The organism is Clostridium luticellarii (assembly GCF_002995845.1).
Classification (GTDB): Bacteria; Bacillota; Clostridia; order Clostridiales; family Clostridiaceae; genus Clostridium_B; species Clostridium_B luticellarii.
Map to the genome: position 1 here is coordinate 65,175 of NZ_PVXP01000007.1, position 26,714 is coordinate 91,888.

Consider the following 26,714-nt stretch of genomic DNA (forward strand, 5'->3'; position numbering starts at 1 on the left):
AAAAATACATATTTTATCAATTTTTTTCTAAAATTTTCATAAAAAAAAATAAGATGAATTTTTTCATCTTACTTCGATATTATAAATTCCTTATCTTAAAAACGAAGTTACTTTCTTTAAACTTATACCTGTATAATAGTGACTTAATATTTGTACATAAGTTTTTCCATCTTCAGCCATGGCATTGGCTCCCCATTGACTCATACCCACCCTATGTCCATATCCCAGGCATTGAATATAAACTTGATCCTTAAAATATATAGTAAAATTTGCCGAATTCAATCCCATAACGGATCTAAACTTAGTCCCGGATATAGTAACCGATCCAAGTTTAATTTCTTTAACAGCTCCTCCTTCTGTCCTATCTCCAATATTCACCTGTGCAGTAAGATTTGCTGCACTGAGTCCAGAATTAGGATAATAGGAATTAACTCTGTCCACAAAATTTTCATAGGTTAATTTAATAGATGTCTTATATTTTTTTGCACTTTCTTCCCCTGGGCTTTCTACACTCTTTAAATAACCTTCTCCATTTTTGAATACATCTTCACTGTTCTCTGTTTTTCCTCCACTTACCGCAAAATAATAAGGTTCCATAACCAATTTGCCCTTATAGGATAGTACTTGTCCTGAGGTGGCTTTTACAGCTTGCTCCATCTTGTTCCAGTATTCTTCAGCTTTTTCCTTGGGCCATGCCTTCATTCTATCCTCTTTGCTTTGAAAAACCTGGCATTCAACAGTATCACATACGTCAGCACCTGTATTGCTTTTATATTTTTTGCCTCCGTACGCTTCCATATGGGCAGCTCCAAAAGTTCTTGCAGCCACAGCTTGAGCTTTAAGTGCTTCTTCTGGGAATTCTGCAGGCATTTCCCCCGCTACTACCCCAAGTACATACTCATCCAGATCCATTTCTTTTATCTTCTTTTCTTTAGTCATATAAATCTTTATTTTTGCCGAATTTTCACTGCTGTTTTTAAATATTATATTCTTTGATTTTACTATAAATTCCGACAGACCGTTCCCACTACTCTGTCCTCCCACCATGATCAATGAAAGTATGATTATAAAAGTCATGCCCATAAACACCAGTATGATAAATTTTTTTAAAAAGTTCATAATACGCTCCTGTTGTTCTTCACCTATTGGGTATTTGATAACATACTATATTTTTATTATAAATATATATAAAATATTCCAAACTTCAGACATATTATAAACTGCAGGGCATACTCCTCAAACGGTCAAATCGTTTAGGCTCCATATGAATCCTAAAAATCACTGGATTCTCTCAATATCGGCACCTAACCCCTTAAGCTTTTTTTCGATATCTACATATCCTCTGTCTACATGATATATATCCATGACTTCTGTTTCACCTTCTGCAGCCAGGCCACATAGTATAAGGGCGGCACCAGCCCTTAGATCCGTTGCCTTCACCTCTGCTCCCGTGAGCTTATCAACGCCTTCTATAACAGCACTTCTTCCATCTATTTTTATGTTTGCTCCCATTCTTTTCATCTCAACTACGTGCATAAATCTATTTTCAAAAATAGTTTCAGTTATTATACTTGTTCCTCTAACTGTACATAATAACCCAGTCATTTGAGATTGCATATCCGTAGGAAATCCTGGGTAAGGCATAGTTTTAATGTCTATAGGATTTAGATCTCTATTTCCGTCTACAATTAAACTGTTTCCCTGAACTTTTATATACACTCCTGCTTCAGTGAGTTTAGCAATTATAGGCTTCAAATGTTCCTCATTTATACCATTTATTTTTATTTTGCTCCTGGTTATGGAAGCGGCAACCATAAAAGTTCCAGCTTCTATTCTGTCACATATGGGTTTATGGATGCTCCCCTTTAGATCTTTAACTCCTATTATATGAATGGTACCGGAACCTGCCCCTGTAATTCTGGCACCCATACTGTTCAAAAATTTAGCTAAATCTTTTATTTCCGGTTCTTCCGCTGCATTTTCTATTATGGTTTCCCCTTCAGCCATAACTGCTGCCATCATTATATTCTCTGTGGCTCCGACAGACGGAAAATCCAAATATATCTTATTGCCTACAAGCTTCTTAGCACGAGCTTCCACATATCCATGACCTATATTCACCTCTGCTCCAAGAGCACTAAATCCTTTAAGATGCAGATCTATGGGTCTCGTTCCAATATTGCAGCCTCCCGGAAGGGACAATTTAAATCTGCCAAATCTGGATATCATGGGACCCATTATTAAAAATGAAGCCCTCATCTTTTTTACCAATTCACTACAAGAATCACAGTCTTTTACATTAGAAGTATCTATTATAATTCTATTTGTACTTTTATCAATACTTATATCTGCAAATATACTTCTCAATATATCACTTATTACAAAAACATCTTCAAGCATAGGAACTTCTTCTATTATGCACTTGTCTCCACTTAAAATGCACGCTGCTATAATAGGCAGTACAGAATTCTTAGCAGTACTGATGTTTACCTCTCCATGCAGTTTATTTCCTCCTCTAACTACTATTTTACTCATAGTGTTCCTCCATTCTATATACTTGTTGATATGTTAATCATTTTGTAATGATATATTAGTATGTTGTCATTATTTCTGGTGTTCCCATAATTATATAGGTACCGCTTGAATGTTTTACAACGGAATAATTAAAATCCACTAAGCTTCCATCACTCTGAATTGGATCAAACATATGAGTATTTACAGTGGAACTATATCCTCCGTTTAAAGATACAGTTTTCATATCAGATGCACCTATACTATTTAAGATATATTTCACTTTATTATTTACATCTGCAACACTTCTCATTGCCATCTTAGCTTTAACATATTGATAGTATTTAAATTCTTCTGAAGGTGGAAGACACCCTTTTACCATAGACTTTAAATTATGCAAATCATAATGATCACTTTTCTCAACAATATTCACAGTTATAACATTTTTGTTTTCATATTTAATACTATCTATGTAACCATCTATGTTGCTTCCGCTAAATTTCAGGTAGTAACCATCTTTATTTTTTGAAATCTTTCCCACTATTCTCTTATATTTAAGCAATTTTTGAAATACACCGTTTACCGCTTTTTCACCCGGCGAATAGCTATTAAAAACTACCATGACACCACATTCTTGAACAGCAGCATAAGTGTCATTCAATATGTATTCAAATAGATCAACATTTTTCTCACTTAAAATGGTTTCCTTAGATTTATTTAAATGATCTACAGTACTTCCATAAGCTTCTGTATAATACTGAAAAAAAAATATGCACAGCAGCAAGCAAATAAATATTTTTATCTTTTTCATATAAGCCAGCACTACGAAATACTTGCAGTGCCTCCCCCCTTTCTTTTCTCCTTAAACATTATGGACAACTTTCCTGTTAATATTCAAAAAAATAAAAATTCCATGGGAGGACTTTATCTGGATGCCGACAAACTTATCCAATGAATAAACCACACTTGAAGCTAAGAATCACTTGATACTAATATATAAATTCACATAACAAAAGGTGCATATTTCCACATAAAAAAGCGCTGTCAAATTTCATTCACCCAATGAATTTGACAGCGCTTTTTAATTTGTACGTATTATCCTTGCTGCTTTAGATTAATTCTAGCCAACGCTCTGGCCAACGCCAGTTCTGCTCTTTGTACATCAATTCCGTCCTTATTGCTGGTCAGTCTCTTTTCAGCTCTATCCCTGGCCTCTTCTGCTCTCCTTATATCTATCTCTTCAGGCCATTCACAAACATCACATAAAATTCTTAATTCATTTTCTTTAACTTCTAGCACTCCAACAGATGTAAATGCCTTTAACTCTTTATTATCTTTTTGAACAATTACTGTATCAGCAGGCTTTAAAGTGGTTATCAAAGGCATATGATCAGGAAGAATTGTTATGCCACCTAAAGTACTCTCCGTTATAACTTTTATCACTTCTCCCTGATAAAATTCCCTGTCAGGAGTAAGTACAGTTAATTTCAACACTTTTGACATATTAATCTCCTTTAATCCTGTGCCATATTCTTAGCAGCTTCAACAACTGAATCAATAGTGCCTTTAAATAGAAAAGCTGCCTCCGGCAAATCGTCATATTTACCTTCAAGTATCTCTTTAAATCCCCTTATTGTTTCTTTTATAGGCACATACTCTCCCTTGTAGCCTGTAAATTGTTCTGCTACAGTAAATGGTTGTGACAAAAATCTCTGTATTCTTCTGGCCCTTACAACCACTAATCTGTCCTCTTCTGACAATTCGTCCACACCAAGTATAGCTATGATATCCTGAAGTTCGCTGTATCTTTCAAGTATATTTTTAACATCAGAAGCTACTTTATAATGTTCTTCTCCCACAATTCTAGGATCTAAAATTCTAGATGTAGATGCCAGTGGATCAACTGCTGGATAAATTCCAAGTTCTGATATAGATCTTGAAAGAACCGTAGTAGCATCAAGATGCGTAAAAGTAGTTGCCGGTGCCGGGTCGGTTAAATCATCTGCAGGAACATATACAGCCTGAACGGACGTAATAGAACCCTGCTTTGTAGATGTTATTCTTTCCTGAAGAGCACCCATCTCTGTGGCAAGTGTTGGCTGGTATCCAACGGCACTAGGTATTCTTCCAAGAAGTGCAGAAACTTCTGAACCTGCCTGAGTAAATCTGAATATATTATCTATAAACAAGAGCACATCCTGCCCCTGATCTCTGAAATACTCCGCCATGGTGAGGCCCGTAAGTGCGACTCTCATTCTTGCTCCAGGTGGCTCATTCATCTGTCCAAATACCAATGCAGTCTTATTTATAACTCCAGAGTCCTGCATTTCATAATATAAATCATTTCCTTCTCTTGTTCTTTCACCAACACCAGTAAACACAGACAATCCACCATGCTCCTTGGCTATATTGTTTATAAGTTCTTGAATAATAACTGTTTTACCAACACCTGCTCCTCCAAATAACCCTATCTTTCCGCCTCTCTGATATGGTGCAATAAGATCTATAACCTTAATACCAGTCTCAAACATCTCAGGTTTTACAGATTGATCTTCAAAACTTGGAGCTATTCTGTGAATCGGATAATACTTATCCGATTTTATTTCTCCCTTTTCATCAATAGGCTGACCCAGCATGTTAAAAAGTCTTCCCAACACCTGATCTCCTACTGGTACAGATATAGGTGAACCAGTATCTACGGCATCCATACCCCTAGTCAGTCCATCTGTACTCTCCATAGATATGGTTCTCACTATATCGTCTCCCAGATGCTGGGCAACTTCCGTAATAACTTTTCTATTTCCCGATTTTATATCTATGGCATTATATATATTAGGGAGGTTTTCTGTATCAAATTTTATATCTACTACAGGCCCTATAACCTGAACAACTTTGCCTATATTTGGCATTAATGTCCCTCCTTACTTCAGAGCTTCTGCTCCTCCAACTATTTCAGTTATTTCTTGTGTTATGGCACTCTGCCTTGCTCTATTGTATTTAAGATTCAAATCATTCAGCAGTTCATTGGCATTTTTAGTGGCCCCATCCATTGCTGTCATTCTGGAAGCCTGTTCGCTAACCTTTGAATTTATCATACAATTAAGTATTTTCTGCTTTAAATGCAAGTTCACTACATCATCCATCATCTCATCTGCAGATGGCTCAAATTTTACAATGAAATTTCTTTTTTCAGTTTTTTTACCTTCCAGTGGAAGTAATTTTTCAATAACTACATTTTGTTTTACAGTGGAAATAAATCTGGTATACACTATATTAACTTCTCCAACCTTACCACTTTTATAAAGTTCCAATGCCTTATAAGCTATGGTACCTGACTCCTCTATGGTAGGTATATCCGGAATATCTACATATTCCGACTCCGTAGTATATCCAAACCTTTTAAAATACATCCTGCCCTTTTGACCTACAGCTATCAAAAGACAATTATCCCTCTCTTTTGATACAACAGCATCTGTCTCATTTACAACATTAGCATTGAACCCTCCACACAATCCAGTATCAGAATTCAAAGCTATATAGAGTTTTTTGCTGGATTTATTACCATTTATATAAATATTATTTCTCTCAGCTTCTAAAACAAATTCATTTACGATAGAACTAAAAAATTCACAATATTTATTATTTGCCTCAAGTTTTTTTCTAACTTTTCTAAGCTTAGAGGTGGCAATAAGTCCCATGGCTTTTGTTATCTTTTGGGTACTGGTTATTGATTTAATTCTTCTCTTAATTGTAACAAGTCCTGCCCCTGCCATATTTCACCTCCCGCAGAATACACACACTACTCTGCTAAAAATATTTTTTTGAATTCTTCTATAGCATTTCCGAGTTTGTCGCTCAATTCAGCGGATAAAATCTTCTTTTCAAGAATTTCCTTCTCAATTTCACTGTGATGAGTATCCATGTAATCAAGGAACTCTTCTTCAAACTGGGAGATCTTCTCAACAGGCACATCCATTATATAATTTCTTGAAGCAGCAAACAGTATTATTACCTGCTTTTCTACAGGCATTGGTCTGTACTGAGGCTGCTTTAATATTTCTGTTAATCTTTTACCCTTTTCGAGCCTTCTCTTCGACTCTTTATCCAAATCAGAACCAAATTGTGCAAATGAAGCCAATTCTCTATACTGTGCCAAATCTATTCTCAATGTACCAGCTACCTGCTTCATAGCCTTTATCTGTGCATTACCACCAACTCTGGATACAGATATTCCTGCATTTATTGCCGGTCTTTGACCTGCATAAAAAAGTTCCGTCTCCAGGAATATCTGACCATCTGTTATTGAAATAACATTAGTCGGTATATATGCAGTAACATCTCCTGCCATGGTTTCTATTATAGGAAGTGCTGTAAGCGAACCTCCTCCAAGCTTGTCGGAAAGCTTAGCAGCCCTTTCCAGGAGTCTTGAATGCAGATAGAATACATCTCCCGGATAGGCTTCTCTTCCTGGCGGTCTTCGAAGTAATAATGACATTTCTCTATAGGCAACAGCATGTTTAGACAAATCATCATAAACTATGAGTACATCTTTGCCCTTATTCATAAAATACTCACCCATAGAACATCCGGCATAAGGTGCTATATATTGAAGCGGTGCTGACTCCGATGCAGATGCAGATACAACTATTGTATAATCCATTGCACCAGTTTCCATAAGATCATTTACTATATGGGCCACTGTAGATTGCTTCTGACCTATAGCTACATATATGCATATTACATCTTTTCCCTTTTGATTTATTATAGTGTCCATGACGATAGCAGTTTTTCCTGTCTGTCTGTCTCCTATTATTAATTCTCTTTGTCCTTTTCCAATTGGTATTATGGAATCTATAGCCTTTATTCCAGTCTGAAGCGGCTCCTTAACAGACTGTCTGGTTATAACTCCCGGTGCAACTAAATCCACCGGTCTGGTTTCCTTTGTATTAACAGGACCTTTCCCGTCAATAGGCTGACCAAGCGAGTTTACTACTCTTCCCATAAGTTCTTCACCCACAGGAACTTCCACAACCTTACCTGTCCTTTTAACCGTATCTCCTTCTTTTATTCCCTCTTCGGAACCTAAAAGAACACAACCTACATTATCCTGTTCAAGATTTAGAGCCATACCATAGACATCCTTGGGGAACTCTAAAAGTTCACCGGACATACATTGATTAAGGCCATAAACTCTGGCGATACCATCGCCAATCTGAATTATCGTACCTGAATCAACCGTCTCTATTTTCTTTTCATATTTCTGTATTTCATTTTTTATAATTGAAGTTATCTCTTCAGGTTTTACATTCATAGGCTCACCTCTGTTCTCCCTTAAGCATTATTTTTTTCATCTCAGAAAGTTTTGATTTTATAGTACCATCAATAACTTCATTATCCACATCCACGTAAACTCCGCCAATTATGCTCGGATCTATTTCCTCCTCAATCAAAACTTTTTTATTAAATTTTCTTTCTAATTTCTGAGTTAGATCTTTTCTCTCATTGTCTTCTAAAGGAATAACTGTTTTTACCTTTGCAATAACAGTATTATGTTTTTTCAGATATATGTCTTGCATTTCCTTAAGTTTTGAACCAAGTTGATTAATTCTTCCTTTTTCTATAAGTACTAAAAGAAATGAAAGAATATCTTCATCCACTTTATCCTTAAATATCTCTGTAAACATCTTTTTCTTTTCAGATGTACTTACCTCAGGATGCTTTACAATCTCCACAAATTCAGCATCACTGTTTATCACATCTACAATCTGTTTCAATTCTTTCAGGTATTCTTTTACTTTTCCCTTTTCCTCTGCTATTTTGTAAAGTGCAAGGGCATATCTTCTATCTAAATATTCATACATAATTAGATACCTACCTTAGCTATAAAGTCCTCAATAAGTTTCCTATGCTGTTTTTCATCAATGGAACCTTCTAAAGCTTTTGCAGACACCAGCATTGCTAAATCAACCACTTGATTTTTTATATCTGCCTGGACTTTCTCCTTCTGCCTTTCCGCTTCAACTTTTGCTCTATCTAATATAAGCTGCGCTTCTTTGTGAGCATCACCTAGTATATCTTCTGAAACTCTTTCAGCCTTATTTTTATAATCTTCAACAATATTCCTGCCCTGTTTTTTAGAATTTCTCAACAATTCATCATGTTGAGCCACTAATTGCTGTGATTTCTTTTCGTTCTCATTAGCATTTCTAATTTTGGAGTTGATTTCCTCCTGCCTGGTAGTAATTGTAGAGTTTACAGGTGCAAAGAAGAAATGTTTCAAAATTAAATACAAAACAATAAAATTGATTATTGTTATAATAACTGTAGTCAAATTAATTTCCATACTACGCTTCACTCCTCCCCTCTAGAATTATATGTAAACTGGTGAGGTATATATATGATCAGACTCTAAACACTAAAATAAGGGCTATCAATAATGAATAGATAGCTGTTACCTCTGATAAAGCAGCACTTACAAAGAAAGTACTGAGTATCTTACCACTTGCCTCCGGCTGCCTTGATACACCTTCAACAGCCTTTGCTGCAGCATTACCAACACCAATACCTCCTCCTAGACACCCTATAGCAGCTAAACCTGCACCTATTGCTGCCATACCTGATATGAATGTATTTGCATCTAAATTCATAATAAAAAATCCTCCTTAAAATAAATATTAAACCTAAAATAATTATTCTTCAGCTATAACCTTTATGTTCATTATGGTGAGCATAACAAACACAATCATCTGTATTGAACCATCAAACAGATCAAAAAAAGCATGGAAAGGAACCGGTACCAGTACCCGTGAAAACCATGAGCCCTTGTACAACATCCCAATAATTACGGCACCTGCTGTTAAATTACCAAACAGTCGTAGACTAAGTGAAACCGGCAGAACTACTCTTTCCACAATATTAAGTGGCAATAATGGAACTGCAGGTTTAGCATAGGCACCCAAATAACGTCCAACTCCATTTTTCTTAATAGCATTGTATTGAACCAAGAAAAAAGTTATAAGTGCGAGTCCTGTTGTCACGCTTAAATCTTCCGTGGGAGCTCTCATTCCTACTACAACAGGTGCAATATTCATAACTAAAATGTATATTGCAAGAGTTCCTACATAAGGTATATATGACGAATATTCTTTTCCCATGTTATCGTCTACCAAATTTTGTATTGATCCTACAATAATTTCAATTACAGTTTGCTTTTTATCTGGTATTTTTTTCATACCACTAGTGAAAATTTTTGCAAGAACAGCTAGAATTACGATAATAACCCACTGAACTAAAACACTGGAAGTTATCGGAATTTTAAGCGAACCCAGATGTATTAGGAACAATGGCGAAAAACCTTCCACTTCATCACATCCCTTCTCATGTTACATTATCACGATTATTTTCTATAACTGAATATATATATACTCCCAATAAATGAGATGTATAACCAAATAAATATGCAATAACATTATTCTTATTGTAAATAAAAATAGAATATCCTATACCTGCTGCAACAACAATCCTTACAATAAAACATATAATATACAGCGATCCAGATGAATTGGGAAGCTTCTTAAATATCATTCCACCTATCAGACTATTTAAAATAAAATTAAAGATTGCTATAAACATGCCAATTAATATAAACAATCCATAGTTCTTAAAGGATAACTGAACTATAGAAGCTACTGCAACAGCAAATGCTAAATTAACGGCAGATACTTTCTTTACCATATCCAAAATATGTTTATCCATTGAGCTCCCTCACATAGAACTAGATTACTAAAATTATATACCTTAAAAATATAATCTAAAAGTTTTATTTTCCCGCCTAATTAACGATTTTTAGTTATTTTCCATCATTTTATATAATTTTATCTTATATTTACTTATTAAATCTACAATTCTTTTAATTTATAATATATTTTTAATTAAATTAACGTTTATTTTCAAAGACATATAATATTATTATAAAAAATATGAGGAAATATATTTTAAAAAATTATTTTCAATAATATATTTCCTCATATTGTATTAACTGTATTATTGGAAGATATGAAATTATCTTTCCACTATTATGGCAGTTCCCATTCCACCGCCTATGCACAATGTAGCAAGACCTCTTTTCACATCTCTTCTCTTCATTTCATAAAGGAGAGTAGTGAGTATCCTTGCACCTGAACATCCTACTGGATGACCAAGAGCTATTGCTCCACCGTTTACATTGACCTTGCTCATATCAAATTTTAGATCTTTGGCTACAGCTATACTTTGAGCTGCAAATGCTTCATTTGCTTCTATCAAATCTAAATCCTCTACTTTTAAATTAGCTTTTTCCAAGGCTATTTTAGTTGCATAGAACGGACCATACCCCATTATCTCAGGAGCCAATCCCCTTGTACCATAGGAAACGATTTTAGCAAGAGGCTCTATTCCCAGCTCTTTTGCTTTATCTGCACTCATTATAACCAGCGCTGATGCTGCATCATTTATTCCCGAAGCATTTCCTGCCGTAACCGTTCCATCTTTTTTAAATGCCGGTTTCAATTTTGACAGGGATTGAACTGTAGTTCCAAACCTAGGGAATTCATCTGTATCAAAAACTATTTCTCTTTTTTTTCTGTCTTTTATGACTATTGGCACTATTTCATCTTTGAATTTTCCTGATTTTATAGCTGCTTCTGCCTTTTGCTGAGATGATGCTGAAAATTCATCCTGCTCTTCCCTTGTTATGTGCCATTGGTCAGCTATGTTCTCTGCAGTAATTCCCATATGATAATTGTTAAATGCGTCAAACAATCCATCTCTCAGCATAGAATCCACTAGTTTTCCATCGCCCATTCTCTCTCCCCATCTGACATTTGGCAGCAAATAAGGAGCGGCCGACATATTTTCCATTCCTCCAGCCACAACTACATCATCGTCTCCAAGTTTTATAAACTGAGCTGCCATACTAACTGCCCTAAGTCCTGAACCGCAGAGTTTATTCAGAGTAAATGATGGAACCTCTACAGGAATACCTGCATATACAGCAGCTTGTCTTGCTGGGCTCTGACCAAGACCTGCTTGTAATACATTTCCCATTATGACTTCATCCACAAGCTCAGGTTTGATATTTGCCCTTTTTACTGCTTCTTTTATAACTGCAGTACCTAATTCAACCGCAGAAACATTTTTCAGTGTCCCTCCAAATTTTCCTATAGCAGTTCTTACAGCACTTACAATAACTACATCCCTCATAACCCATCCTCCTAATTAAATCATCTCTTTTTAATTTACAAAGTATTCAGTCATCATCTTTATTATACTAGTAAATTAAAATTTTATCAATATTTTTTGTTAAAAAAAACACAAACATTCTAATTTGGATGAGAAATGCTGTAATTAATTTCTAAATTAATATGTCAAAATACTGTAAAATAGCTGCCGTTATTCTTTTAGATGCCCTGCCGTCTCCATATGGATTTATAGATCTGCTCATCATATTGTACTCATCTGAATTCAATATGAGTTCATTTGCCATTTTAACTATATTGTCTTTATCCGTACCTGCAAGCTTCACCGTCCCGGCTTTTATGGCTTCCGGTCTTTCAGTCACACTTCTAAGTACCAGTACTGGTTTCCCGAGATGAGGTGCTTCTTCCTGAAGTCCTCCCGAATCAGTCATAACCATATAACACCTATTCATCAAATTATGGGTCTCCTTTGTATCTAGAGGAGGAAGCAGATGTACCCTGGAAACTCCTCCAAGTATTTTATATACCATATCCTTTACTATTGGATTTAAATGTACAAGATAAATAAGTTCTACTTCAGCATTGTCCTGAACAATTTTTTTAAGAGCTTTGCAGATATTTTCAATTCCACTGCCCCAGTTTTCTCTTCTATGAGCAGTTACCATTATGACCTTTTTGTGGTCATAGTCTATTTTATTTAACTCATTATTGTTAAATACATAACCTTTCTCCACTGTAAAATTCATAGCATCTATAACCGTATTGCCTGTAACAAATATCCTATCTTCAGGAACTCCCTCTCTGAGGAGATTATTTTTAGAGCCTGAAGTAGGTGCAAAATGCAGGTCTGCTATAGCTCCAGTAAGTTTCCTGTTCATTTCCTCGGGAAAGGGAAAGTATTTGTCATAGGTTCTGAGACCCGCTTCCACATGTCCTACTGTTATTTTCTTATAAAAAGCAGCCAATGCTCCTGCAAAAGTAGTAGTGGTATCGCCATGAACAATTACCAGATCTGGTTTTTCCTCCTCAAATATATCTTCCAGTCCATGGAGAACCCTGGTGGTTATTCCTGTTAATGTCTGCTTACTTTTCATTATGTTAAGATCAAAATCAGGTTTAATTTTAAAAAGCTCCAGAACCTGATCGAGCATTTGTCTGTGCTGGGCTGTAACACAAACTTTATTCTCTATATTTTCTATTTTCTCAAGTTCTTTAATTAATGGGGCCATTTTTATTGCTTCAGGCCTTGTACCAAATATTGTAATACTTTTGATTTTTTTCATACAAAATCCTCCATTTTAATCTCTATGTTTAAAAAAGCCAGCTTTCCAGGCTGTTAAAACTAAAATAACCATAACTATAATCAACAGCGAATAAGAACTCTGTACATTTATCTCCATAGCTATTATGGAAAAACTCCCCAGCACTGCACTTATAATATACATTATTAAAACAGCCTGTTTCTGAGTGAGTCCCATATCAAGAAGTCTATGATGTAAATGTCCCCTGTCAGCCTGCATAATAGGTTTCCCGTTTATCTTCCTTCTTATCATGGCAAATAAGGTATCATATATCGGTATACCCAGCGCGAGAATTGGAACTGCTATAGAAAAAGCTGCTGCTGATTTTACAGCTCCCTCAATGGATATAGCTGCAAGTAAAAACCCCAATAATTGTGCTCCTGTATCACCCATGAATATAGATGCCGGATTAAAATTATAGGGAAGAAATCCAGCTATGGCTCCTGACAATATAATTGTGAGTATGGCAGCTTCATTTCTCCCATTCAACAGAGCTATGATGAAAATAGTTACGGAGGATATAAAGGCAATTCCTGCGGCCAATCCATCCAACCCATCTATTAAGTTTAGTGCATTGGTAATTCCAATTACCCAGATCAGCGTCAGTGGAATTGACATTATGCCTAAATTCACAAATTGATATAATCCGCTAAATGGATTGGTAATCAATACTATCTTGACTCCATAAATTATGAGAATTAAAGCAGCTGCCAATTGAAACAATAATTTACACCAGGGCTTTATATTTAATTTATCATCTAAAAATCCACCTATCACTATTATAGTAGAACCCAATATAAGTCCAATTTCGGAATTTGTAAGTTTACCTGCTTTTAAAAGTAAAGTGACTACAAAAGAAATATATATGGCCATTCCGCCTAAAAGTGGTATAGGCTTAGTATGTACTCTTCTATTATCCTTAGGAACATCCATAATCTGCAGCTTTACAGCCCATTTTCTAACAACTGGTGTAATAACAGCCGAAAGTACTGCTGAAACTAATAAAAATAGATATAATTTATTCATGACAACCTTCCTTAACCGTGTCTTTTGTTCTATCGGATATTATATTATTCTGCTCTTTTTAAACATATTAATTCAATTTGCTGTGCTTTTTGGAACCAATTTATTTCCGGTTTATAATCTTCCGAATATACAACTCTTTTAATTCCACAGGTAATTATCAGCTTCTGACATTCCGGACAAGGCATGTGGGTGACATACAGTGTGGAATTTTCTCTCTCCTCCGGTGCTACTTCAAGCAGACAATTTACTTCTGCATGAATTGTTCTTATACAGTGATTATTTTTAAGATAACATCCTACATCATCACAATGTTCTAATCCTTTAGGACTTCCATTGTAGCCAGTTCCTTTTATTCTTCTATTTTTAACAAGAACTGCTCCTACATGTAGTCTAGGGCATGTACTTCTTTCTGCAACTTTAAATGCTATATCCATAAAATAAGTATCCCAATCTTTTCTCATCGACAAATATCTCCTTGTTTCATAAGAATATATTATATATTATAAACTATTGAATAATATTTTAAAACAATTGCTGCTGCTTTTTAGACGGAATCTTCCTCAATATGCAAAAGCCCACTTATTTACAGTGGGCCGTATTACGATATTTGTCCAGTAAACTAAAAAGTCTATTATTATTTTGTTCCATACAGTCTATCTCCAGCATCGCCAAGACCTGGCACTATATATCCATTTTCATTCAATTTTTCATCTACAGCTGCAGTATACATATGTATATCAGGATGAGCCTTCATAACCGCTTTAATTCCTTCTCTTGCAGCTATCAAACACATAAGCTTTATATTCTTGGCACCTTTTCTCTTCAACATAGCTATTGCATCTATAGCTGACCCGCCTGTGGCAAGCATAGGATCAGTTACAATTATTTCTCTTTCTCCTATATCCTGAGGCAATTTGCAAAAATATTCTACAGGCTTCAATGTGGTTTCATCCCTGTAAAGTCCTATATGACCTACTCTGGCCGTAGGTATAATTTTCAATACTCCGCTTACCATTCCAAGTCCTGCTCTCAATATAGGTATTACTGCCACCTTTTTACCGGAAAGCATCCTGCACGTAGTCTTTGCTATAGGTGTTTCTATTTCTATATCTTCGGTCTGAAAACTTCTAGTCACTTCATAAGCCATAAGCATGGCTACTTCCTCTACCAGTTCCCTAAAATCCTTAGAACCTGTATTTTTGTCCCTTATCAGAGCCAATTTGTGCAGTACAAGTGGATGAGTTATTTGTGTTACGTTATCCATTTAAATTCCTCCAATTTATCAGTAGACAACTAAAAATCTACAGTTATGCTATGCATTATATTTTTTTTCTATCTCAGTAATTTTATCTATTCTTCTTTGGTGTCTGTCTCCCTGAAATTCAGCAGATAAAAATGTTTTCACTATGTCAATTGCAAGTCCTGGACCTATTACTCTCTGTCCCATTGTAAGTATATTTGCATTGTTGTGCTCTCTACTTGCACGAGCACTGAAAGTATCTCCGCAAAGTGCCGCTCTTATTCCAGGTACTTTGTTGGCAGCAATGCCTATTCCAATACCAGTGCCACATATGAGTATACCGAGTTCATAACTTTTATCCGCAACTTTTTCTGCAACCTTTAATGCATAATCAGGGTAATCACAGGAATCTTCAGAAAAAGTTCCAAAATCCTCGAACTCTATTCCTTCATCCTGTAAATATTCTATCACTACCTTTTTCAATGGAAATCCTGCATGATCACTACCTAAAGCAATTTTCATAAAAATACCTCCAAAACATATCATTATTTTGTATTAATGTCATATACCCCATATATACAAGGCTTATTCAGATGGACTCTTCCGGAGCATACGCCCGCAAAAAAAGAAGATAACAACATCTAATTAATGCCCATATCTTCCTTTAATTTATTCAACAGCAATGAAATACTGTTTTCCAGCTGGCCGTAGGTATGTTCATATTCCTCTACACTTTTTCCAAAAGGATCCTCTATATCTTCCATCAAAGACACAAATTCATTTAAAGTGTATATTCTGTCCCTAAATTCAGGAAATTTATTCTTCAGCACATTTCTTATATAAGAAGTCATAGCCAGAACAACTATGGAATTTTGAACCATATATCTTTCTACCTGAACGGCTTTCCTATTACTTATATCCACATTTATATTCTTTTTTACAACCAGCGAAGAGTTTCTGGAAGCTATACTGTTATAAGATACCATTATACCTGCAGAAAAAGCTCTTATATCTGATCCACCGCTCATGGAATTAAATATAGCTTCTGCCATGCAGCTTCTACAGGTATTACCTGTACAAACGAACAGTATACTTTTCATAAATAAATCCCTCCAAAGCCAAAAGCAGCCATATAGAAAACGGAATACACCTTACACCCTCGTAATATCAAAACCAGCAGATTTACTCAGCCTATTCATTATAGCCACCCCTATGCCCTTTTCTTCAAAGGCTTCAGATAATATAATATCTACATTTTTATCATCAAAACTCCTGAGTGTCTCAAATAAATTTTTAGATATGCTAGGCATGTTATTTCTGCTTCCAAGAGACATTACCAATCCTTTGTTATAAAAATTCTTTGTTTCATCTGTAGCAATTATTCCTACTAATTTGTTTTCGTCTATATAATTTTGCACCATTTCATTGATTTTTTCAATAGTTTTTTTTAAATCTCCACATACTATTTTTACCGGTGCCTTTGGTGCATAATGTCTGTACTTCATTCCAGGTGCTTTGGGCTTTATATTTTTATCCGGTTTTTTCATAACTGCAGGATCAATATATACTTCTCCGTCTATCTCTCTCAGCATCTCAAGAGTTATACCTCCAGGTCTCAATACACAAGTAGGTGTTACAGTACAATCTATTACCGTAGATTCCACTCCTACCTGGCACATCTCCCCTCCAAGTATAAAATCAACTTTTCCATCCAGATCCTCTATACATCTTTCCACATCCGTAGGGCTTGGACGTCCGGATATATTTGCGGAAGGTGCCGCAATGGGTACTCCTGATTTTTTAATAAGTTCTCTAGCTATTACATTGGACGGCATTCTGATTCCAACACTGGGGAGAGATGCACTTGTAATATCCGGTATGATAGATGATTTAGGAAGAATTACAGTCATGGGGCCAGGCCAGAACCTTTCCATAAATTTATAGGCTATATCAGGTACATCATGTGCCAAAGTTTCTATCTGCTTTATATCCCATATATGTACAATTAAAGGATTATCTTGAGGTCGTCCTTTAGCTTGAAATATTTTTTTTACTGCCCCCGGATCAAGAGCATTGGCTCCAAGTCCATAAACAGTTTCCGTGGGAAAAGCTACAAGTCCACCTTCTCTTATTATCTTTGCAGCTTCCTCTATGGTGTCTTCATTCAAATTTTTTTCATCAACCATCTCTATTTTTGTATTCATTTAACAACAAACCACCTTTTGTATTTAAATCCCGAATTTGTATGCTATAGGTTATAAAAATTTACAATACTTGTACTATTATAAGTCCCAAAATAATGCCGCAGAGGGTACCCATGGTACTCGTTACACCTTCCCATAGTTTTGAAGATTCCGGTATCATCTCTCCGCACACTACATACAGCATTATACCTGACGCTACAGCAAGGCATGCCCCCAATACATTTTGAGAAATATTAGCTATATAGGTACCTGCAAAAGTTCCCAAAGCAGTGGGGAAAGCTGTAATAAATGCATAAAATAGTATTTTGGGCACTTTCACTTTAGATGCCACAAGAGGTGCCGATACGGCAATTCCCTCTGGTATATCGTGAATTGCAATTATAATACTCATTTTCATCCCAAGGGTACTGCCTGCCGCAAATCCACATCCCATAATTATCCCTTCGGGAAAATTATGAATCATAAGCCCCAATGACGCCATAAACGCCATTTTCAAATGTTTATTATTGCTGTTTATGTCCACCTTTGTATCAATTATAGCAATAATTATAATGCCCAAAACTGCAAACATTATAGTAAGAGCAAAACTCCACTTTTCAATGGACTGGGGAATTAAATCAAATACCACTACAGAAAGCATTATTCCCCCTGCAAATCCTATTATGAATCCCAGTAATTTATTGGAAGGATCTTTAACTGCCACTCCCAGGGATGCTCCTATCATAGTCCCTGTAAGAGATACCAAACTTCCTATTGTCACTATGTAGATCAAATTTGTACTCAAAAAACCACCTTGTATTTATTATTTATACTCCATATTTATTTTGAAATTTTATAATATATGAATTATATTTCTATTTTTATTTTTTAAGGTGTAATTTTCTGAGTTCTGTCTATAATATTTTATTTTTTCTATAGAAGTCTCGGTGAAATAAGCATATACACAGCTTTTATATACCGTATCCAGAAATGGATATTTGTTCAGCTCACCCCGTCTTATTATGGTATAATAAAAATTCTCCTCAGGCCGCAGAATTTTCAATTTATTATATTCACGCGCAACATAGGCATGTCTTTTTAGAAATCCCTTGTGTACAAGTATCATTCTGTCACTTCTGAATTTAGATGTTGAAAGAATAATAATTCTAAACTCACCCTCATCTGCATTTTTCTGCTCATAGTTTTCTACATGTACCAGTACAATCTTATCACATATTATATTTATGCTGCCACCTTTTATTCCCACATTTACCTTTAATTTATATCCATCATGTTTGAAGTTCAGGGATGCATTGTCAACTCTTATGATAGCAGCTAAAAAAATGAGTGCTTCCAATACTATGAGATAAGTTATATAAAATGTATAAAATTTACTTGTTAAAAAAAGATATCCCGGAAGCATAAAAAAAATAAGGCCTATAGAAAGCATAAATATCTTATAATATCTCTTCTGCTTTCTAATAGCTTTATCTATATTCATACCTTCCCGTTAGACGGAGTTTAACGGTTATTTCAACTCCTTTCCTATCAAAGTTTATACTATGACAATATTATTATAAACATCTCACGCATTAGCTGCTCCAAGAGCCTGCATTTTTTTCGCCTGTTCCGAAGTTATAAGAGCATCGATTATCTCATCTATATCTCCATCTAAAAATGCGTCCAGCTTATACAATGTCATACCTATTCTATGATCCGTAACTCTCCCCTGAGGATAGTTATAAGTTCTTATTCTTTCGCTTCTATCACCTGTTCCAACCTGACTTTTTCTGTCTTCCGCTATGGTTGCATTTCTCTCAGCCTCTGCCCTCTCATAAAGCCTTGACTTTAGAACTTTCATAGCCTTTTCCTTATTTTTAAGCTGAGATTTTTCATCCTGACAGGATACTACAAGGCCTGTGGGAAGGTGGGTAATTCTTACCGCAGAATCCGTAGTATTGACACATTGTCCGCCATGACCTGATGCTCTAAATACATCTATTCTTATATCATTTGGGTTTACCACTATATCTACATCGTCTACTTCCGGAAGTACAGCCACTGTGGCAGTAGAAGTATGAATCCTTCCGCTGGATTCCGTATCCGGTACTCTTTGAACCCTGTGAGTACCACTTTCATATTTCAATCTGCTGTAAGCTCCCTTCCCTTTCACCATAAATACAATTTCCTTAAATCCACCTATATCTGTGGCATTTAAACTTATGGTTTCTATTTTCCATCCTTTACGTTCCGCATATCTGGTATACATTCTCGTTAGATTTGCTGCAAATAGAGCCGCCTCTTCTCCTCCTGCTCCTCCTCTAATTTCTACAAAAACATTTTTATCATCATTTGGATCCCTGGGAATAAGAAGTATTTTCAATTCATTCTCAATTCTATTTATACATTCTGTAAGATTTTTTATTTCCTCCTGCTCCATATCCTTCATTTCTCTATCTGTTTCTGTTTTAAGCATTTCTCTATTATCTTCTAAATCCTGTACATCTTTTTTGTATTCTCTATATTTTGTAACTATTTCTTCCATCTCAGCATGTTCCTTGCACAGCTTTTGCCACTCTTTTTGATTTTCCATAACTGCTGGATCGCTTATCTTAATGGATAATTCCTCATATTTATTTTCTATGAAATTAAGTCTTTCTAACATAATTTTTATCACTCCGTATAAATATTTTCACAATATATCATTATATCATAAAATTTTTACTTATAACAACAAAACTGAAAAACAGTATAAATTACTTGTAAAATTTCATATTAAGGAATGGGTTCCAACCACTGCACTAATCACCCTGTCTTTTCCTGATAGATCTTTTATACAACATATATTTTCAAATCCACTTTCTCTTAATATACTGCTTACGCTGTCTCTTTCATCATCTCCTATTTCAAGCATAATTACTCCATCATCCTCCAAGACCTTCAAACTCTCCACTGCAATCCTTCTGTAAAACTCAAGTCCGTCTTCTCCTCCACAGAGAGCTTCATAGGGCTCATAGTTCTTCACATCATCCATCAATGTATCTATCATACTTATTTTTATATATGGAGGATTTGATACAACCATATTAAATTTCATCTCATTTTCAATAAAATACTGAAGCAGGTCACTTTTTATCACCTGAACTCTTTCCTGCAGTAAAAATCTCCTCATATTTTCAGCTGTAACCTGAAGAGCTGTAGGAGATATATCAGAACATTTTACATCTACATAATCTATAAATTTGGCTATAGACAATCCAATTGCTCCTGTGCCGCAGCACAGATCACATATATCAGAAAAATTACTGCGTTCTATTTCCTTCAAGGCACATTCAACCAGTATCTCAGTATCCGGCCTGGGTATTAACACACCTGGTCTTACCTTGAAATTCAATCCCATAAATTCACATTCTCCCAATATGTATTTTACAGGCATTTTTTTCTCTCTCAATTTCAAATATCCATAATAATTTTCTGCCTCTTCTTCAGTGATCTCATAGTCACCGTTTATAAAAAGAAATAATCTGTCTTTATTTATAGCTTTTCCTAAAAGAAGCTGTACATCTAGAATATAGCTGTTTATTTTTTGCTTCTTTAAAAGTTCATATCCATATTTTAAAAGTTCATTTATCTTATTTCCCATAAAAGACTCTCTACTTTCATTGAATTTGACTCATTGTACTCTTGCATGCTTCCAGCTGTACTCCTTCTTTATCCACATTTACTATACCTTTTATCTGCCCATCTTCGCTGTACTGGCTTTTTTCATTTTCACCTTCTATTCCTTCCGCATACTTCAATGCTACAATAGCCACTTCCAGCTGACTGTAATCAGGCTCTCTAGTAGTCAGCTTTTGGAGCATGAGGCCAGGATACGATAAAGCCCTTGATAAAAATCCACTGCTCTTACCCATCCATTTTATGAGTTCATATGTGATTCCAGATACTAAGGGCAGTAAAATTATTCTGCACAAAATTCTCTGCCAAATATTTCCCCAGCCGGTCAGTGAAAAGAGTATTATACTAACTATCATCACCAAAAACAAAAAATTCGTACCGCACCTTGGATGAAATCTGCTGAATTTCTCAGCATTTTCCGGGGTCAGCTCACACTCATTTTCATAACAAAATATAGTTTTGTGCTCGGCACCGTGATATTGAAATACCCTGTTTATATCAGCCATTTTTCCTATTAAAAATATATACAGCAAAAATATAGTTACTCTTATTACACCTTCGATTATATTAAGTGCTATAGAACCATATATTCCTAATTTTTTAAATACATTTGCTGCAAAAGTTGGAAATATGAAAAACAACAAAACCGCTATACCTAAAGATACTGTAAAAGTTATGCCCATAAGCACAGCGTCACTTTTTTCCTTGAATACATTTTTGAACCAATTATCAAATTTAGTGGGTTCTTCATCCTCTTGAAAAAAAGATGCCGAATAATTCAAAGTATTTATACCTATAATCAATGATTCTATTAGAGATACAAATCCCCTTATAATAGGCAGACCTAAAAACTTTATTCTTTTGCTGTAAGGCACATTTTGCTCTCTGTTAACTGCAATTTCACCACCGGACTTTCTAACTGCAGTAGCTATGCCGTGCATTCCTCTCATCATAACCCCTTCTATTACAGCCTGGCCTCCAACAGATGTTTTCCTTGACATTGTATTCACCTCTCACCACAATCTATTTTACATTCAAAATGTAATTTAACCGCATTTACTTTTCAACTTCCAATCTAAATTTTTATACAATCAAATATATTCTAACAGAGGTACTGTATATATTAAAGTATAGATTTGATTTTTACAATATTATCTGACATTTTTTAATTCATTCTTTAATTGACTTAGCAGTATGGCTGTGCTATAATACAGAAGTTAAAATTAGAGTTTTGTCATTTAAACTTGAAAGAGGTGAACAATATGAAAAAAGGCATACATCCAGAATACTATCATGATGCGGTAGTCAAGTGTGCATGTGGAAACACTTTTACAACTGGTTCAACAAAGAAAGAGTTAAAAGTGGAAATATGTTCTAAATGCCATCCTTTCTTCACTGGTAAGCAGAAAATTCTTGATGCTGGTGGAAGAGTTGATAGATTCTTAAAGAAATTTAATTTGAAAAATGAAGAATAATAAGATGTAAAATTTTTCTCATTTTATCATAGAACCTGTCTTTTTAATTCAAAAGGCAGGTTCTTGTTTTAATGTTTATCCACTGATTTATTCAATTCCATTTTACTTGCAATATTCATAAATTCTATATTGTTCTTAGTCTTTGCCAGTAAATTTATCAATTGCTCAGTAATATTCTGACTATTATTATCATCATATAACACTTTTCTTATATTAAATGCAGTTTCTTTTTCCAACTGGCTTTCAAAAAGCAAATCCTCTCTCCTTGTACCAGATCTATATACATCTATGGCAGGGAATATCCTTCTCTCTTGAAGTTTTCTATTCAAATGCACTTCCATATTTCCAGTACCTTTAAATTCTTCAAATATCATATCATCCATCCTGCTTCCAGTTTCAATTAAGGCAGTAGCAAGTATAGTTAAACTTCCTCCCTCTTCTATATTTCTAGCTGCGCCAAAAAACTTCTTCGGCATTATAAGCGCTCCTGGATCCAACCCACCTGAAAGAGTTCTGCCTGTTGGCGTTATGGTCAGATTATATGCTCTGGAAAGCCTGGTTATACTATCTAGAAGTATTACTACGTCCTGGCCTTGCTCCACCATTCTTTTGGTTCTCTCAAGTACCATATAGGCAACCTTAGTGTGATGCTCTGGTTCCTCGTCAAAAGTAGAATAAATCACTTCTCCATTTATAGATCTTTGCATGTCAGTAACTTCTTCTGGTCTTTCATCTATGAGCAAAACTATAAGTTTTATTTCCGGGTGATTTTTTGAAATACTCTGGGCTATTTTTTTTAGAAGAGTAGTTTTACCTGCTTTAGGTGGGGCAACTATAATTCCTCTCTGTCCTTTCCCTATAGGTGATATTATATCCATAAGCCTGGTAGATAAATTTGAACTTTGAGTTTCCAACCTTAATCTCTGATTGGGATATATAGGGGTGAGTGTTTCAAAAGGTTTTCTTCCAACTGCTCTTTCTGGATTCTCCCCGTTCACCTTTTGAACATATAGTAACGCTTTAAACTTTTCTCCCTCTTTGGGGATTCTAACTTTACCGCATACCTCATCCCCAGTTTTCAAATTAAACCTTCTTATTTGGGATGGGGATACATATATATCATCGGGACCCGTCAAATAATTTTTACCTCTTAAAAAACCATAATTATTATTTTCAATTATCTCAAGTACTCCCCTTGCACTATCCGATTCATTTATCATTTCCTTTAGCTTTTCTCTTTTTTCGTCACTACTTGTTTTATGATCCTGTAATTTGGATTCATGTTCTCTATTATCCAGTGTCTTCACCCTGTGCTCCAATTCTCCATGCTTGTTTTGTTCTTCTTTTTTAGGACTTATCTTTTCCCTAATTATAACACCATCTTTTTTTATACAAGCTGGAGAAACTTTTTTTATCTGTTCAATTAATTCTGCTTTTTTATATTTATATATATTCTTTATTTCCAAAGTCTTTGCAATATCCTTTAATTTTGCAACTGTCATATTGTCTATATCTTTATTGTTCAAAAAGTAACACCTCACAATTATTTAATTTTACATTACAACATGATTCCGGGAAATTTATTAAAATAAAATTGAAAATACAAATGAAAATACATATTTATGAATAAAGAATTCGTAATATAGAAAGGTTACACTCTACAATACATTATACCCCTTTTTTATATTTCAATCTACATTATTTTATTTTATAACAATTACAAAACATCATAAAAATTCACACAAGTGCATGCATTTTTTCCTGTATTTCATTATGTCTTGAAATTCTACTTTTTATCACATCATAATTTCCTATGTATAATATTGGAAATCCCAACATCTCACAGCCTCCAATTACAACAGCTTTTTTAATAAGCTCATTGATGCTGTATCTATAATAATGGATATCCCCGCAGAGTCCACATTTAACTCCCACAAGAAGTATTTTACTGTTTACAAAACTTATTTTCAGAGATGGAAAACTTTCATTTATATCATTTATATCAAATATGGAGAAATTTTTGATATCATATTTTTCTCTCGAATTTTTAACAGCAATACTTATATTTGTTTCAAATATCACAAGGCTCAACTCCCATAAATATTCATCTTAAATTTCACAATCAATTAAAATCCACATATTATATTTCTATAAATATCCCCAAAATCCTTCACAATATTATTTTATTTTTTCTCTATCCATTGCCATTCAATTCACGGCCACAATACATAAAAAACAGATTATTTAAAGAGCAAGGTGTAAATATCAAATCTTCATTATTTGATATTCACACCTTGAATTTTAAATGTGGTTTGGGATCTAAACTTTGATATTTGAATATACTTCTAATTTAGACTAAGAATCACTTGAACTGAAATTCAAAGATGCTTTTATGAAATCTCTAAAAAGAGGATGAGGTCTATTAGGTCTTGATTTTAATTCCGGGTGAAATTGCACACCCACAAACCAAGGATGATCTTTTATTTCGACAATTTCCACTAATCTGGAATCTGGACTCATTCCTGAAAGCACCAACCCTGATTCCTCCAATTTACTTCTATAAAAATTATTAAACTCATATCTATGTCTGTGTCTCTCATATATAACTTCTTGTCCATAAGCTTCAAAAGATTTGCTTTCATTTAAAAGCTTGCATGGATATTTACCCAACCTCATGGTACCACCTTTTTCATCTATATTTTTCTGATCGGGCATTAAATCTATAACAGGATATTTAGTATCAGGATCTATCTCTGAACTGTGAGCTCCTTTATATCCAAGTACATCTCTTGCAAATTCTATTACAGCACACTGCATTCCCAAGCATATTCCAAAAAAAGGCACTTTATTTTTTCTAGCCCACCCGGCAGACAATATTTTCCCTTCTATTCCCCTGTCTCCAAACCCTCCTGGAATCAGGATACCATCTGCATCCTTCAAGTAACCTTCTATATTTTCTTCATTAACATCTTCAGAATTTATCCACTTTATATTAACTTTTGCTCCATTTGCATATCCCCCATGGCTTAATGCCTCAACTACGGATATATATGCATCATGAAGTTCTACATATTTTCCAACCAAAGCTATGGTTACGCTCTTTGATAATTTTTTTATCCTTCCCACCATCTCAATCCACTCACTATTGTCTATCTCATTGCTTTTCAGTTTTAATTTTTTACATACCAGTTCATCCAATCCCTCTTTATGCAGCATTAATGGTACCTCATACAAATTTTCTGCATCTAGATTTTGGATCACATAATCTCTTTCAACATTACAGAATAATCCTATTTTTTCTTTTAGTTCATTAGAAATCAATTTTTCCGAACGGCACACTATTATATCCGGCTGTATTCCAATACTTCTCAATTCCTTAACTGAATGTTGGGTAGGTTTAGTTTTCAATTCTCCTGATTTCTTTAGATAGGGAAGCAAAGTAACATGTATAAAGCATACATTTTCTATACCTACATCATATTTTATCTGTCTTATCGCTTCTAAAAAAGGAAGTGACTCTATATCTCCCACGGTTCCTCCGATTTCAGTTATAATTACATCAATGTCTTTTTCTTCCGCCACTCTGTACACCCTGGATTTTATCTCATTTGTTATATGTGGAATTACTTGAACTGTACTTCCCAGATATTCTCCTTTTCTTTCCTTTGATATAACCGACCAATATATTTTCCCGGTAGTTACATTATTGTTTTTACTTAAATTTTCATCTATAAATCTCTCATAATGTCCTAAATCCAGGTCTGTTTCTGCTCCATCGTCTGTAACAAAAACTTCTCCATGCTGATAAGGACTCATAGTCCCTGGATCCACATTTATGTATGGATCAAATTTTTGAATTGAAACTTTAAGTCCTCTATTTTTCAAAAGTCGTCCTAATGAAGCTGCTGTTATCCCTTTTCCCAATGAAGATACTACTCCTCCAGTTACAAATATATATTTTGTATTCATAAATTCCTGCTTTTAAAAGCAGTGTCACCCCCTGTTTTTTATCCTGGTAAAATCTGAATTGTATATTTTTTAAATAAATTATTTGAAAAAAGCAT

At 34.7% G+C, this 26,714-nt stretch carries 29 protein-coding genes; 1 reads left to right on the forward strand and 28 read right to left on the reverse strand.

Annotation, left to right across the window (positions count from 1 at the left end):
• Positions 1-90: 90 nt before the first annotated feature.
• The 25 genes from spoIID to CLLU_RS04400 all read right to left on the reverse strand — a co-directional run bounded on the left by spoIID (position 91) and on the right by CLLU_RS04400 (position 22,176).
• Positions 91-1,119 (reverse strand): stage II sporulation protein D, encoded by a 1,029-nt coding sequence (gene spoIID / locus CLLU_RS04280; RefSeq protein WP_106008337.1) that lies wholly within the window; start codon positions 1,117-1,119, stop codon positions 91-93.
• Positions 1,120-1,278: 159 nt separating this feature from the next.
• On the reverse strand, positions 1,279-2,535 hold the full coding sequence (murA, locus tag CLLU_RS04285; protein ID WP_106008338.1) for a UDP-N-acetylglucosamine 1-carboxyvinyltransferase: 1,257 nt from the start codon (positions 2,533-2,535) through the stop codon (positions 1,279-1,281).
• Between the two features lie 55 nt (positions 2,536-2,590).
• Entirely contained in the window at positions 2,591-3,322 is a 732-nt protein-coding gene (locus tag CLLU_RS04290) for a hypothetical protein (protein WP_106008339.1), read from the reverse strand.
• Between the two features lie 284 nt (positions 3,323-3,606).
• Entirely contained in the window at positions 3,607-4,014 is a 408-nt protein-coding gene (locus CLLU_RS04295; protein WP_106008340.1) for a F0F1 ATP synthase subunit epsilon, read from the reverse strand.
• Between the two features lie 11 nt (positions 4,015-4,025).
• Positions 4,026-5,420, reverse strand: a complete 1,395-nt coding sequence (gene atpD / locus CLLU_RS04300; RefSeq protein WP_106008341.1) for a F0F1 ATP synthase subunit beta — start codon at positions 5,418-5,420, stop codon at positions 4,026-4,028.
• A gap of 12 nt (positions 5,421-5,432) precedes the next feature.
• Positions 5,433-6,284: an ATP synthase F1 subunit gamma gene (gene atpG, locus CLLU_RS04305; RefSeq protein ID WP_106008342.1), complete on the reverse strand. Its 852-nt coding sequence runs from the start codon at positions 6,282-6,284 to the stop codon at positions 5,433-5,435.
• 26 nt (positions 6,285-6,310) lie between these two features.
• The gene (gene atpA / locus CLLU_RS04310) at positions 6,311-7,822 is read right to left on the reverse strand and encodes a F0F1 ATP synthase subunit alpha (RefSeq protein ID WP_106008343.1); all 1,512 of its coding nucleotides are present in this window, start codon (positions 7,820-7,822) and stop codon (positions 6,311-6,313) included.
• 4 nt (positions 7,823-7,826) lie between these two features.
• Entirely contained in the window at positions 7,827-8,372 is a 546-nt protein-coding gene (locus tag CLLU_RS04315) for a F0F1 ATP synthase subunit delta (RefSeq protein WP_106008344.1), read from the reverse strand.
• A 2-nt stretch (positions 8,373-8,374) separates the two neighbouring features.
• On the reverse strand, positions 8,375-8,854 hold the full coding sequence (locus CLLU_RS04320) for a F0F1 ATP synthase subunit B (protein WP_106008345.1): 480 nt from the start codon (positions 8,852-8,854) through the stop codon (positions 8,375-8,377).
• A gap of 58 nt (positions 8,855-8,912) precedes the next feature.
• Complete coding sequence (gene atpE / locus CLLU_RS04325) at positions 8,913-9,158, reverse strand: ATP synthase F0 subunit C (RefSeq protein WP_106008346.1); 246 nt, start codon at positions 9,156-9,158, stop codon at positions 8,913-8,915.
• Positions 9,159-9,200: 42 nt separating this feature from the next.
• On the reverse strand, positions 9,201-9,872 hold the full coding sequence (locus tag CLLU_RS04330) for a F0F1 ATP synthase subunit A (RefSeq protein ID WP_106008347.1): 672 nt from the start codon (positions 9,870-9,872) through the stop codon (positions 9,201-9,203).
• Between the two features lie 16 nt (positions 9,873-9,888).
• Entirely contained in the window at positions 9,889-10,266 is a 378-nt protein-coding gene (locus CLLU_RS04335) for an ATP synthase subunit I (protein WP_106008348.1), read from the reverse strand.
• A gap of 306 nt (positions 10,267-10,572) precedes the next feature.
• Entirely contained in the window at positions 10,573-11,751 is a 1,179-nt protein-coding gene (locus CLLU_RS04340; RefSeq protein ID WP_106008349.1) for an acetyl-CoA C-acetyltransferase, read from the reverse strand.
• A 151-nt stretch (positions 11,752-11,902) separates the two neighbouring features.
• Complete coding sequence (gene wecB, locus CLLU_RS04345) at positions 11,903-13,030, reverse strand: non-hydrolyzing UDP-N-acetylglucosamine 2-epimerase (protein WP_106008350.1); 1,128 nt, start codon at positions 13,028-13,030, stop codon at positions 11,903-11,905.
• Between the two features lie 15 nt (positions 13,031-13,045).
• Positions 13,046-14,074: an MraY family glycosyltransferase gene (locus tag CLLU_RS04350; RefSeq protein ID WP_106008351.1), complete on the reverse strand. Its 1,029-nt coding sequence runs from the start codon at positions 14,072-14,074 to the stop codon at positions 13,046-13,048.
• Positions 14,075-14,118: 44 nt separating this feature from the next.
• A complete protein-coding gene (locus CLLU_RS04355; RefSeq protein ID WP_106008352.1) occupies positions 14,119-14,535 on the reverse strand; it encodes a deoxycytidylate deaminase in 417 nt (138 codons plus the stop codon).
• A 173-nt stretch (positions 14,536-14,708) separates the two neighbouring features.
• The gene (gene upp, locus CLLU_RS04360) at positions 14,709-15,338 is read right to left on the reverse strand and encodes a uracil phosphoribosyltransferase (RefSeq protein WP_106008353.1); all 630 of its coding nucleotides are present in this window, start codon (positions 15,336-15,338) and stop codon (positions 14,709-14,711) included.
• 48 nt (positions 15,339-15,386) lie between these two features.
• A complete protein-coding gene (gene rpiB / locus CLLU_RS04365; protein ID WP_106008354.1) occupies positions 15,387-15,836 on the reverse strand; it encodes a ribose 5-phosphate isomerase B in 450 nt (149 codons plus the stop codon).
• Between the two features lie 119 nt (positions 15,837-15,955).
• On the reverse strand, positions 15,956-16,414 hold the full coding sequence (locus CLLU_RS04370) for a low molecular weight protein arginine phosphatase (protein ID WP_106008355.1): 459 nt from the start codon (positions 16,412-16,414) through the stop codon (positions 15,956-15,958).
• A 51-nt stretch (positions 16,415-16,465) separates the two neighbouring features.
• Positions 16,466-17,518 (reverse strand): L-threonylcarbamoyladenylate synthase, encoded by a 1,053-nt coding sequence (locus CLLU_RS04375; protein ID WP_106008356.1) that lies wholly within the window; start codon positions 17,516-17,518, stop codon positions 16,466-16,468.
• A 61-nt stretch (positions 17,519-17,579) separates the two neighbouring features.
• Positions 17,580-18,302, reverse strand: coding sequence for a ZIP family metal transporter (locus CLLU_RS04380; protein ID WP_106008357.1), 723 nt, complete (start codon positions 18,300-18,302; stop codon positions 17,580-17,582).
• A 48-nt stretch (positions 18,303-18,350) separates the two neighbouring features.
• Positions 18,351-18,998 carry a hypothetical protein gene (locus CLLU_RS04385; RefSeq protein ID WP_106008358.1) on the reverse strand — a complete coding sequence of 216 codons (648 nt, stop codon included), beginning with the start codon at positions 18,996-18,998 and terminating at the stop codon, positions 18,351-18,353.
• A gap of 84 nt (positions 18,999-19,082) precedes the next feature.
• Positions 19,083-20,162 carry a peptide chain release factor 1 gene (gene prfA, locus CLLU_RS04390; RefSeq protein ID WP_106008359.1) on the reverse strand — a complete coding sequence of 360 codons (1,080 nt, stop codon included), beginning with the start codon at positions 20,160-20,162 and terminating at the stop codon, positions 19,083-19,085.
• A gap of 105 nt (positions 20,163-20,267) precedes the next feature.
• Positions 20,268-21,140, reverse strand: a complete 873-nt coding sequence (gene prmC, locus CLLU_RS04395) for a peptide chain release factor N(5)-glutamine methyltransferase (RefSeq protein ID WP_106008360.1) — start codon at positions 21,138-21,140, stop codon at positions 20,268-20,270.
• Between the two features lie 16 nt (positions 21,141-21,156).
• Positions 21,157-22,176 carry a DUF1385 domain-containing protein gene (locus CLLU_RS04400; RefSeq protein WP_106008361.1) on the reverse strand — a complete coding sequence of 340 codons (1,020 nt, stop codon included), beginning with the start codon at positions 22,174-22,176 and terminating at the stop codon, positions 21,157-21,159.
• Positions 22,177-22,437: 261 nt separating this feature from the next.
• Between CLLU_RS04400 and rpmE the strand changes: the two genes are divergently transcribed.
• Positions 22,438-22,650, forward strand: coding sequence for a 50S ribosomal protein L31 (rpmE, locus tag CLLU_RS04405; protein ID WP_106008362.1), 213 nt, complete (start codon positions 22,438-22,440; stop codon positions 22,648-22,650).
• A gap of 68 nt (positions 22,651-22,718) precedes the next feature.
• Here the strand turns inward: rpmE and rho are convergent, their stop codons facing one another.
• The 3 genes from rho to CLLU_RS04420 form a co-directional block, all read right to left on the reverse strand.
• Complete coding sequence (rho, locus tag CLLU_RS04410; RefSeq protein WP_106008363.1) at positions 22,719-24,176, reverse strand: transcription termination factor Rho; 1,458 nt, start codon at positions 24,174-24,176, stop codon at positions 22,719-22,721.
• Between the two features lie 211 nt (positions 24,177-24,387).
• A complete protein-coding gene (locus CLLU_RS04415; RefSeq protein ID WP_106008364.1) occupies positions 24,388-24,732 on the reverse strand; it encodes a hypothetical protein in 345 nt (114 codons plus the stop codon).
• Between the two features lie 273 nt (positions 24,733-25,005).
• Complete coding sequence (locus tag CLLU_RS04420) at positions 25,006-26,619, reverse strand: CTP synthase (RefSeq protein WP_106008365.1); 1,614 nt, start codon at positions 26,617-26,619, stop codon at positions 25,006-25,008.
• Positions 26,620-26,714 lie beyond the last annotated feature (95 nt).

Coding starts and splice junctions, on each gene's coding strand:
- CLLU_RS04315 (WP_106008344.1), bottom strand. CDS start 8,372: ATGTATGAATATTTAGATAGAAGATATGCCCTTGCACTTTACAAAATA.
- spoIID (WP_106008337.1), bottom strand. CDS start 1,119: ATGAACTTTTTAAAAAAATTTATCATACTGGTGTTTATGGGCATGACT.
- CLLU_RS04370 (WP_106008355.1), bottom strand. CDS start 16,414: ATGAAAAGTATACTGTTCGTTTGTACAGGTAATACCTGTAGAAGCTGC.
- CLLU_RS04350 (WP_106008351.1), bottom strand. CDS start 14,074: ATGAATAAATTATATCTATTTTTATTAGTTTCAGCAGTACTTTCGGCT.
- CLLU_RS04335 (WP_106008348.1), bottom strand. CDS start 10,266: ATGGATAAACATATTTTGGATATGGTAAAGAAAGTATCTGCCGTTAAT.
- prmC (WP_106008360.1), bottom strand. CDS start 21,140: ATGGGAAATAAGATAAATGAACTTTTAAAATATGGATATGAACTTTTA.
- atpD (WP_106008341.1), bottom strand. CDS start 5,420: ATGCCAAATATAGGCAAAGTTGTTCAGGTTATAGGGCCTGTAGTAGAT.
- upp (WP_106008353.1), bottom strand. CDS start 15,338: ATGGATAACGTAACACAAATAACTCATCCACTTGTACTGCACAAATTG.
- CLLU_RS04385 (WP_106008358.1), bottom strand. CDS start 18,998: ATGAATATAGATAAAGCTATTAGAAAGCAGAAGAGATATTATAAGATA.
- CLLU_RS04320 (WP_106008345.1), bottom strand. CDS start 8,854: ATGGAAATTAATTTGACTACAGTTATTATAACAATAATCAATTTTATT.
- murA (WP_106008338.1), bottom strand. CDS start 2,535: ATGAGTAAAATAGTAGTTAGAGGAGGAAATAAACTGCATGGAGAGGTA.
- rpiB (WP_106008354.1), bottom strand. CDS start 15,836: ATGAAAATTGCTTTAGGTAGTGATCATGCAGGATTTCCATTGAAAAAG.
- CLLU_RS04375 (WP_106008356.1), bottom strand. CDS start 17,518: ATGAATACAAAAATAGAGATGGTTGATGAAAAAAATTTGAATGAAGAC.
- CLLU_RS04400 (WP_106008361.1), bottom strand. CDS start 22,176: ATGTCAAGGAAAACATCTGTTGGAGGCCAGGCTGTAATAGAAGGGGTT.
- atpE (WP_106008346.1), bottom strand. CDS start 9,158: ATGAATTTAGATGCAAATACATTCATATCAGGTATGGCAGCAATAGGT.
- CLLU_RS04340 (WP_106008349.1), bottom strand. CDS start 11,751: ATGAGGGATGTAGTTATTGTAAGTGCTGTAAGAACTGCTATAGGAAAA.
- CLLU_RS04290 (WP_106008339.1), bottom strand. CDS start 3,322: ATGAAAAAGATAAAAATATTTATTTGCTTGCTGCTGTGCATATTTTTT.
- wecB (WP_106008350.1), bottom strand. CDS start 13,030: ATGAAAAAAATCAAAAGTATTACAATATTTGGTACAAGGCCTGAAGCA.
- rpmE (WP_106008362.1), top strand. CDS start 22,438: ATGAAAAAAGGCATACATCCAGAATACTATCATGATGCGGTAGTCAAG.
- atpG (WP_106008342.1), bottom strand. CDS start 6,284: ATGGCAGGGGCAGGACTTGTTACAATTAAGAGAAGAATTAAATCAATA.
- CLLU_RS04355 (WP_106008352.1), bottom strand. CDS start 14,535: ATGAGAAAAGATTGGGATACTTATTTTATGGATATAGCATTTAAAGTT.
- CLLU_RS04420 (WP_106008365.1), bottom strand. CDS start 26,619: ATGAATACAAAATATATATTTGTAACTGGAGGAGTAGTATCTTCATTG.
- CLLU_RS04295 (WP_106008340.1), bottom strand. CDS start 4,014: ATGTCAAAAGTGTTGAAATTAACTGTACTTACTCCTGACAGGGAATTT.
- prfA (WP_106008359.1), bottom strand. CDS start 20,162: ATGTTAGAAAGACTTAATTTCATAGAAAATAAATATGAGGAATTATCC.
- atpA (WP_106008343.1), bottom strand. CDS start 7,822: ATGAATGTAAAACCTGAAGAGATAACTTCAATTATAAAAAATGAAATA.